Below are 9,319 nucleotides of genomic sequence, written 5' to 3'. Positions count from 1 at the left end.
ATCCTCCTTCCCTCATTCAGGTGTGTATAATGGAAGATGGCAATTGTCCGGTACCGGGTCAAATAAAATTTGCTGCTGAGATTCAAATAGTGTAACGGGTATTTTTTACCCAGTTTTTCAAAATAGTGTAACGCCTTTGGCTCCTTTCAACAAACACCATGGATGCCACCAAAAGGTAGGATAGGCGGGTTATTTATTGAAATTTTGGGCGGGGTAAGCAGCAGGATATCTGCCCGTTACACTTTTTTGTCACTGATAGAAATTGGGCGTTACACTATTCGATTCTTACCAATTTGCTCTACTGTTTTGATTAAAATTCTATCCTATGTAACAGGTGGGACACACCCGAAAAAGCTGACAGACAGAATATCAAATGTTGTTTGTCTAACAGGCGGTATGGGTGATAAAGAAACAGCCCGTGTAACAGGTGCAATAAAGGAGATTAAGGATACAGAACCCTTTGTGCTGGTTGCTACGGGCAGTTATATTGGTGAGGGTTTTGATGAAGCGCGGCTGGATACATTATTTTTAGCCATGCCCATTGCCTGGAAAGGGACATTGCATCAATATGCAGGCAGGCTGCATCGTTACTTTAAAAACAAAAAGGATGTCCGAATTTATGATTATGTCGATCTTCATGTAAAAATGCTTGAAAAAATGTACGGGAAACGGCTGAAAGGATATGCTTCAATCGGTTATAAAGCCAAGGCCTCCAAATTTCCCGATGCACCGACCAACATTATTTTCAATAAAGACGATTTCTTTGCCGTCTATCTGCGGGATATTGCCGTTGCCTCAAAGCATCTACTGATCATCAGCCCATTTGTCACAAAAAAAAGAATGCTCCAAATGATGGATCACTTTAATGACCTGTTACAAAAGCAGGTTAAAATAACGGTCATAACCAGGCCTGCCAATGATTATGACGAAAATAGAAAAGCCATGTTGAGCAACCTTTTTTCAACGGTTGAAACAGCTGGAGTCCAAATGGTTTACAAATCCAACATTCACCAGAAATTTGCAATAATTGATAACAAAATCACTTGGTACGGCAGCATTAATTTATTAAGTTTTGGTTATTCTGAAGAGAGCATTATGCGTCTTGAAAGCAGCAGTATTGCGTGTGAATTAGCTGAAAGCATTAATGTAGGAGCCTTTTTCAACAAGTAAAATGCTGCGGACAGGCCGCAGATTTTTGCGTTATGCCTTTGAAAGCTCAGAACCCAATAACGGAGTTATCATATGAATTGGTTCTCCGATATTTTCCGTGGTTTTCAATCAAATTGTTGATTTAAAACCATGTCAGATGCAGTCGTTAGCCCCGACCACATCAAATATACATAACGATAATAAGATGTTATGCAAACAAGATTGGGTCTTTATCATAAATCAATAATTGTGTCTACCACGGAAAAGCTCGGAGAGCCTATGAATTTTAAAGAATTCTTTTCAAAACAGGCCGAAAAACCGAGCGGTATATTCGGGCGGGTGGTAATGTCGCACATTTTTGAAAAGGGCAATGCCGATCTGAACAGCTTTATGAAAGAACTGCTGTCACCGGAAGAAACAGATCATATCCTCGAAATCGGTTTCGGTACGGGCAGGCTGATCAGCGATATGGCTGCGATAACAAAACGTGGGATAATCGAGGGAGTTGATTTTTCAGAAACTATGGTATCAGTAGCCCGGAAAAAGAACAGGAAATATATGGAAAAAGGAAGAGTGAGAATCCGCCGGGGTAGTTTTGAGGAAATTCCATACAGTGAGAATTCCTTTGATAAAATATGCAGTGCCAATACGATTTATTTCTGGCCTGATCCCGTGGATATCGCTAAAAAAATATTGAAAATCATGAAGCCGGGCGGAAAACTGGTCATCGGATTCGGAGACAGGGAACAGTTAAGGGAAAAACCGCTCAGTTCGAAAGTATTCCGTCTCTATTCTATCAATGATGTAAAAAATATTCTTAAAGAGTCAGGTTTTACATCCGGTATTGATGTCATATCAAAGCAGGGGAAATCGTTTATTCTGAATTGTGCTGTGGCTGTAAAATAAAACCGAAGTTATGCAGCAAAAAAATATTTTACTGATAAATGTTATATTATTTTAAATATTTATATCTTGAAAACTACAAGAACCCCTGACAAGTAAGAATGTGGTGAGAAACCTGAATCAGTGTGCAAAGGCATAATCCGGCGCTGCACTCGGACGCAAAGGGTTCCGGTCGCTGCGCTCCCTCCCCCTTCGCGCCGGTGAGCTTGTCGTTGAACAATGAGGCTGTCATCTGTATAGTCAAATAAAAAGGAGATGACATATGGAATGCATATCAGAAAAAATATATGAACAAGCTATCAATCTTCCGGTAGATGAGCGGCTTATACTTATAGATAAGCTGCTGATTAGTACCAATTTACCGATTCAAAAAGATGTTGATCAGGCATGGTCCGATGAAGTTGAACGCCGTTGTCAATCTCTTGACTGTGGAGAAGCAAAACTTATTCCCGGTGATGAGGTTTTTGAAAAAATCCGAAAGCGATTTTCAAAATGAAATTTAGCTTTCATGAAATTGCTGAAAAAGAATTCATTGATGCCATTGAATATTATGAAGAATGTCAAGCGGGTTTAGGCGAAAGGTTCTCTGAAGAAGTTTACGCCACCATTAAACGAATATGTGAGCATCCATATGTCTGGACAGATCTTGACACAAAAACAAGACGTTGCCTCACCAACAAATTTCCATACGGAATTCTCTATCGGGTGGTTAACAACCATATCAGAATCATGGCAGTCATGCATCTGCATAGAAAACCAGATTACTGGCAGGGCAGATAAAAACAGAACAAAACGCTGGTCGTGCCCAGATAAATCCGAATCGTTGGGATTCAACCGAACAGGAAGATGAAATTCGATAATGTTACCCAGTGTGCCACCCTCACATCCATTTCATTTGACCCTTTGGTTGTCTATTACAAATCCCAAAGAATGGGCCGGGCCCAAAAATTTGAAGATGGGCAGCCTCCATCTGTAGAAAATTCCCAAACCTCTTTTGTTTCTTCACAATTCATGAATGTTTAAACTAGACCATTGACAATGGTATTATATCTAATTAAACATGTTTAATACAAAAACACGTTTAATTAAATATGGAGGTATCCATGAATCGAAAACAGGCGTTTAAAGAACAGACACGGCAGCTGATCCTTGACGCGGCCAGAAAACTGTATCTTGAACAGGATGTCAGCCAATGCACAATGCGGCGGGTTGCTGCCCAGGCCGGTGTTTCTGCGGCTTCCGTTGTTGTGCATTTTAAAAATAAGGTTGCCTTGATGGAAGCGGCCCTGGCCGAAGATATCTCACAGACCTGGGAGGGTGCCTTAAAAAACATGCCCGAAAAAGGCCTGCTGGCGACCCGGATAAACCATATCTGGCTGACCATGTTCACCTTTTATGATGGAAACAAAAATCTGTATCGCGAACTGATCAGCCACACGGTGTTCAGCCTTGAAAAGGATACACCTGCCATCCGCAAGGATGTTGACGCCTTTCTCAACTTCCTTGCAACCGTGATTGAAGATGAAAAAACAGCAGGCCGGATGGCCAAAGATGTGGACAGCATGGTTCTGTCCATGTCGCTTTTTTCTCAATACATTGGGGTGGAGGTCATGTTTTTCCGTGATCCTGCCATGCCTCCTGAAGCAGCAGCAAAAATGGTGGAAAAAATGAACCGGCAGACACTTACCGGCCTTGAGATCACTTGAAACTGCAGATGGCACAAAATACACAAAGGAGCAATCCATGACCATAATTCATGATAAACTGGCCTCTTTCTTTGAGTCCATTGCACGCTGGGTTTATGCACATGCGCTTTTAACTTTAGGCGTTATTTTCCTTATTTCGGCCATACTTGCGGCGCAATTGCCCAAACTGACCATTGATACCAGGGATGAAAGCTTTTTCCATCCCGATGACCCAACGCTTGTGGCCTATGACCAGTTCCGGTATCAGTTTGGCCAGGACGATATCTTTTTTATTGCCATGAAGCCTGAAAAGGGCATAACACCGGATTTTTTCAAGACAATGAGTGCGCTTCACAGGGAGCTGGAAGAAAATGTTCCCTACCTGGACGAAGTGGACAGCCTGATCAACGGTCGGATTGTCCGGGCAGACAACGACACCCTCATTGTGGAGGATCTGATCCCCCACCCCCCTGAAACCCGGGAGGAAAACCAGCGGATTATAAAACTGATCAACCATTATCCCCTTTATGAAAATTTTCTGGTTTCAGGGGACCGCACTCTTGCAATGATTATGGTCAAATCCCAGGCCTTTATACAGCCGTCCCAGGATGACCTTTTGACCGGATTTGAGTCTGACAATACCCAGGAGAGCACCACCCATGCCCAGTACCTGGACAATGCACAGAATGTTGAAATCAATAACCGGATTCGTGAAATCGTTGATAAGTACCGTGGCCGGGGCATTGAATTTTTCTTTGCAGGCACCCCGGTCTTTGTGTCGGAACTGCAGCACGGGCTTGAAAAAGATCTGGGCCTGATGGTGCCTGCGTCATTTTTGCTGATCATTGTATTCTTAGCCATTTTGTTCAGGCGGATTTCAGGTGTGGTATACCCGATGGTCATTGTCTTTCTCTCCCTGATTTCGTCCCTGGGGATCATGGCGGCCTGGGGGCTTCCCATCTCCAATGTCATCATGATTCTGCCCACCTTTTTAATTGTTGTGGGTGTCGGGGATGCCGTTCATATCCTCACCTTTTTTTACCGCTATCTTCAAAATAATCCGGAGCAGAAACCAGATAAGAAAGCTGCCATCACAAAGGCTGTGGGCTATTCCGGATTGCCGATTCTGATGACCAGCCTGACCACTGCCTGCGGACTTCTATCTTTTATCTGGGCTGATGTGGCCATCATCTCCCACCTTGGATACATTGCCCCTGCCGGGGTCATGATTGCATTTTTATATACGCTTTTTCTGCTGCCGGCCCTGATTGCCGTTTTTTCCATAAAAATAAAAAAGGTGCAGCCAAAAGAAAAGCCACCTGTTGTGGACCGGATATTTGACAGCATTGCAGGATTGACAACACGCAGGCCCCTGGCCATTACGGCGGTATGGGGTATTTTGTTTTTACTGGCCGCAACAGCTGCCGTCAGCATCCGGTTTTCCCATAATGCCCTGTCCTGGCTGCCCCACGACTCCACTGCCCGGGTGGGTACCCGGTTGATGGACAGCAAAAACGGGGGCACGGTCATGCTGGAGATCATCATTGATTCCGGCAAGGAAAACGGGCTGCACAACCCTGACCTTCTTTTGCGCATGGATCAGACCGGGAAAATGATTCCGACAATTTGCGAACACAATATCAGGGCCGGCAAGGTGGTCTCCATGGTGGATGTACTCAAGGAGACCAACCGGGCTCTGAACGAGGATCGTGATGATGCCTACACTGTGCCGGCTACCCGGCAGCTGGCAGCCCAGGAATTGATCCTGTTTGAATCCAGCGGCAGTGATGATCTGGCCGAACTTGCGGACGGAACACATCAAAAGGCGCGCATGTCTGTTCTGGCACCCTTTACCGATTCAGTCCTTTATCTGGACTATGTGGAAAAAATAAAAGCGTACCTGGCCAGTCAATTCCCCGGGGAAACCGTCTCCATCACAGGTCATATGTCCCTGTTCATCGGCATTACCAAAATGTTTATCACCAGCATGGCAAAAAGCTATGCGTTTGCCTTTATAGCCATCACCCTCATGATGATGGTCATTGTCGGTAATTTTAAGATCGGTTCCATGAGCATCATTGCCAATATTGTCCCCATTGTGATGATTTTCGGGGTCATGGGTGTGGTCGGCATCCCCGTAGACATGATGACCATTCTTGTGGGCAGTATTGTGATAGGCCTGGTGGTGGATGACACTATCCATTTTCTGCATCATTTCCGAAGGGCCTATGACATGAGCAACAACGTTGAAACTGCGGTCAAAGAAACCCTTCACAACACCGGCCGGGCACTGATGATCACAAGCATTGTGCTTTGCGGGGGATTTTTTATTTATACCACAGCGTATCTGTCCTGTTATGTCCGATTCGGCATACTCACCGGCAGTGCGGTTCTGTTTGCCCTGGCCACGGACCTGGTTCTTTTGCCGGCACTTCTGACGTTGATTTATAAACGCCGGAAATCTGTACCAAAACCTGTGGCAAAAACAGCAGATCCCCAAACTATATAACGGCCACGGGCCGACCTGACATATCATCACTGAGGTACAGCCCATAACGAAAACCTAAATAACTCAGCAACTTATTGGTCTCTTTCATATAAAAAAAAACCTGGAGAATATAAAATGAAAAAACAAAAACTGAACCATTTGTCCCGGCAGGGATTATCTATCTTGATTCTGTTGTTACTGGCCACATCCCAGGCATTGGCAGATGACCCAGAAGCAAGAAAAATTATGGAACAGGTGGACGCCAGGGACACCGGGGACAACCGGATTGCCCAGATGCAGATGACCCTGACCGACAGGAACGGCGGCCAAAGGGTTCGAAAAATCAAGGCATTTACCAAGGACAAGGGCCCGGACACCATGTCCCTGATGTTTTTCCTTTCCCCGGCAGATGTGAATAAAACCGCATTTTTGAACATTGATTATGATGACCCGGAACATGACGATGACCAATGGCTCTATCTGCCGGCTTTAAGAAAAACCAAACGCATTGCAACTAAAGATAAAAGCGGCAGCTTCATGGGCTCGGACCTGAACTACTCGGACATGAGCGACCGGGAACTGACAGATTTTGATTACCGGTTTTACGAAAAAGGCCGGGAAAAGGTGTTTGGCGACGTCAAAACCTGGGCCATATGGGCCATTCCCAAATCAGACAAGGTCATCAAAGAGACCGGGTACGACAAGGAACTGCTGTTTATCCGGCAGGACAATGATGTGGTGATCCGGTCCATCAGCTGGGTGGAAAACAGCCCGGATCTGAAATACATGGTTATCAGCAAACTGGACAAAATTGACGGCATCTGGGTGGCCACAAACATGCAGATCACCCGGAAGAAAGGCAAACGGATTATTCACAAAACCGACCTGACCCTGGACAAGGTGAAGTTCAACCAGAATCTGGATCAAGAGATGTTTTCCGTGCGGCAGATGGAAAAAGGCCTTTAGCCTTAATTAACAGGAGGGCTGCCACTATGAAATTACGTGTTTTGTTCCTGATTAGTGATCAAATACTGATGGCTGTCATAATATTTTCAACAATCCTGTGCCAGCCGGCCCTGGCACAGGAAGAGGCTTTTGATCTGCTGCTTGACGGATTTGATGAAAATACAAAAATTTCAGGAGACAGCCTTTTGGACGGATTTGATGATCCGGGCGCAACGGAAAATGAGAAAGCCGGGGATACTTTGTCCCGGGACCGCGCCCCTGAACAACAGGTCTTTTTCCTGACAGGGCATATTAAAACAGCCGGGTACTGTCACTTTTCCCATGATGCACCGGTCCGGCAAGGCACAAACTGGCAGGGTGTTTCAAGCCTGGAAACCGAACTTTTACTGGAATTTGAAATTAAACCCACAGACAAATGGAATATATTTAACTGGTCTGTATTTGCCACAGGCCTTGGCGGGTATGATTTTATATATACGCTCAAGGGGCGGCAAAACTATACGGATCAGGTCCTGGACAATTACGAAACCAAAGCTGAATTACGCGAACTTTATCTTCGGGCAAGCCCTGTAAAGCAGCTGGACATCAAAACCGGGCGCCAGATTGTTGTGTGGGGAACTTCTGATTATGTCCGGGTGGTGGACATTCTAAATCCCCTTGATCTTAGAAACCCGGGCACAACAGACATTGAAGACCTTCGGCTTCCTGTGACCATGAGCAAAATCGATTATTACCAGGGGCCTTTTAATCTGTCCTGTATCATGATCCATGAAGTCCGGTTCAATGAACCCCCCGCTTACGGGTCTGTGTTTTACCCGTCTTCCCAGGCCCCGGCCCGGGAAGAGATCCTGGATTCTGATCTAAAAAACAGTCAGTTTGCCCTGGCACTTACAGGCAGGTTCTCGGGATGGGATTTGGGGCTGTACTGGGCAGATATTTATTATCCGGACACGTATATTGAATCCGTATCAGATGGGGGAACGCTTGTCCCGGTACAAAAACATGACCGGGTGAACATGTTCGGGGTGTCATCAACCCTGGCAAAAGGAAACTGGATTCTCAAAACTGAGTCTGCCTTGTGGGAACAACTTAGATACACCAATACTCCCAATGACCAATTTTCACGGCTGGATGTGATGGCAGGGTTTGAATACAGTGGGTTCACAGACACCCGGATCACGCTGGAGCTTGTCAACCAGCACCTTTTTAACTACAACAGCGAACTTAAAAACACCCCTGACGGCATTAATGAAAATCAGCTTCAATCGGTACTCTGCATTGAAAAAGATTTTATTCACGAGGCTTTGACCCTGACATTTTTAGTCATGGGATATGGCGAAAAGTGGCAGGACGGTTCCTATCAGCGAATTTCAGCAGAATATGACATTGCAGACAGCATCACAGCAAAGGCAGGCGTTGTGTTTTATCAGTCAGGAAACCTGCCCATGTTCAACGATATTGGAGGAAATGATCAGGTCTTCTTAGAGTTGAAATTCAGTTTTTAAAACATTTTATTTCCATTGTTCACTATTCTCTTAGTGCAATCACATAGTTTTTTTAAAGAAGGCATATATTTAGAAATTCGCGAACCCTTCATAAAATTATCCTTACATTGTGGACAATCAAAATTGAAGGCGAATGATAGTACATTGTGGTACGGGGTTGCGATAAGGATAATTAAATAAATTAAGCAACTTAAATCAAAAAAACACCTAAAAATTACCCTTGCAAGCATACACAAGCCCTTTATGAAGGAAAAAGTCCACAGCAATTCAGAACTTTTCAGGCGCAAGCAGAACGCAAGCGCCAAATGCTCGACAGCGCAGTCGAATTTCTTAATTTGCGATCTCCACCCGGTAATATATTTGAAAAATTGGGGGACGATAGGCAAGGGCAATACAGCATAAGAATCAATATCGTTGGAATTCCACTGAATAGGAAAATAGAGGACAGGCCACGGTTTTATCTTGTATTTTCAATTCGCCCAATCGTTCAGATCAGAAAAGCCAACAAGGGAAATTTTGCATTTTTTTACATTATTGAAATTTTATTTCTGCCAATCATCTTGTAAATCGTCATATGTACATGGGAGCCGCATACTGAGCAAATTATTTAATAAAATTGAATT

8 protein-coding genes are annotated in these 9,319 nt (G+C 44.5%); all 8 read left to right on the top strand.

The genetic code is table 11. The annotated features are described in order from the left end of the window. Positions 1-162: 162 nt before the first annotated feature. The 8 genes from Q366_RS10680 (at position 163) to Q366_RS10645 (ending at position 8,696) form a co-directional block, all read left to right on the top strand. The gene (locus Q366_RS10680) at positions 163-1,170 is read left to right on the top strand and encodes a phospholipase D-like domain-containing protein (RefSeq protein ID WP_245619930.1); all 1,008 of its coding nucleotides are present in this window, start codon (positions 163-165) and stop codon (positions 1,168-1,170) included. A 258-nt stretch (positions 1,171-1,428) separates the two neighbouring features. Continuing rightward, entirely contained in the window at positions 1,429-2,055 is a 627-nt protein-coding gene (locus Q366_RS10675; RefSeq protein ID WP_035238755.1) for a class I SAM-dependent methyltransferase, read from the top strand. A 259-nt stretch (positions 2,056-2,314) separates the two neighbouring features. Further along, on the top strand, positions 2,315-2,548 hold the full coding sequence (locus tag Q366_RS10670) for an addiction module protein (RefSeq protein ID WP_035238753.1): 234 nt from the start codon (positions 2,315-2,317) through the stop codon (positions 2,546-2,548). After that, entirely contained in the window at positions 2,545-2,832 is a 288-nt protein-coding gene (locus Q366_RS10665; RefSeq protein ID WP_035238751.1) for a type II toxin-antitoxin system RelE/ParE family toxin, read from the top strand. Before Q366_RS10670 ends, Q366_RS10665 begins: the two co-directional genes overlap by 4 nt. Before the next feature lie 323 nt (positions 2,833-3,155). Beyond that, positions 3,156-3,758, top strand: coding sequence for a TetR/AcrR family transcriptional regulator (locus tag Q366_RS20285; protein WP_051957977.1), 603 nt, complete (start codon positions 3,156-3,158; stop codon positions 3,756-3,758). Between the two features lie 37 nt (positions 3,759-3,795). Then, positions 3,796-6,246: an efflux RND transporter permease subunit gene (locus Q366_RS10655; protein WP_035238749.1), complete on the top strand. Its 2,451-nt coding sequence runs from the start codon at positions 3,796-3,798 to the stop codon at positions 6,244-6,246. A gap of 114 nt (positions 6,247-6,360) precedes the next feature. After that, positions 6,361-7,191: an outer membrane lipoprotein-sorting protein gene (locus Q366_RS10650; protein ID WP_035238747.1), complete on the top strand. Its 831-nt coding sequence runs from the start codon at positions 6,361-6,363 to the stop codon at positions 7,189-7,191. A 26-nt stretch (positions 7,192-7,217) separates the two neighbouring features. Then, on the top strand, positions 7,218-8,696 hold the full coding sequence (locus tag Q366_RS10645) for a DUF1302 family protein (RefSeq protein WP_035238745.1): 1,479 nt from the start codon (positions 7,218-7,220) through the stop codon (positions 8,694-8,696). Positions 8,697-9,319 lie beyond the last annotated feature (623 nt).

This window comes from Desulfobacter vibrioformis DSM 8776 (assembly GCF_000745975.1).
Classification (GTDB): Bacteria; Desulfobacterota; Desulfobacteria; order Desulfobacterales; family Desulfobacteraceae; genus Desulfobacter; species Desulfobacter vibrioformis.
This window is presented reverse-complemented; position numbering and strand designations above follow the sequence as displayed.

Excerpts from the sequence above, each read along its gene's own strand:
- Q366_RS10680 (WP_245619930.1), top strand. The coding sequence starts at position 163 with ATGCCACCAAAAGGTAGGATAGGCGGGTTATTTATTGAAATTTTGGGC.
- Q366_RS10675 (WP_035238755.1), top strand. The coding sequence starts at position 1,429 with ATGAATTTTAAAGAATTCTTTTCAAAACAGGCCGAAAAACCGAGCGGT.
- Q366_RS10670 (WP_035238753.1), top strand. The coding sequence starts at position 2,315 with ATGGAATGCATATCAGAAAAAATATATGAACAAGCTATCAATCTTCCG.
- Q366_RS10665 (WP_035238751.1), top strand. The coding sequence starts at position 2,545 with ATGAAATTTAGCTTTCATGAAATTGCTGAAAAAGAATTCATTGATGCC.
- Q366_RS20285 (WP_051957977.1), top strand. The coding sequence starts at position 3,156 with ATGAATCGAAAACAGGCGTTTAAAGAACAGACACGGCAGCTGATCCTT.
- Q366_RS10655 (WP_035238749.1), top strand. The coding sequence starts at position 3,796 with ATGACCATAATTCATGATAAACTGGCCTCTTTCTTTGAGTCCATTGCA.
- Q366_RS10650 (WP_035238747.1), top strand. The coding sequence starts at position 6,361 with ATGAAAAAACAAAAACTGAACCATTTGTCCCGGCAGGGATTATCTATC.
- Q366_RS10645 (WP_035238745.1), top strand. The coding sequence starts at position 7,218 with ATGAAATTACGTGTTTTGTTCCTGATTAGTGATCAAATACTGATGGCT.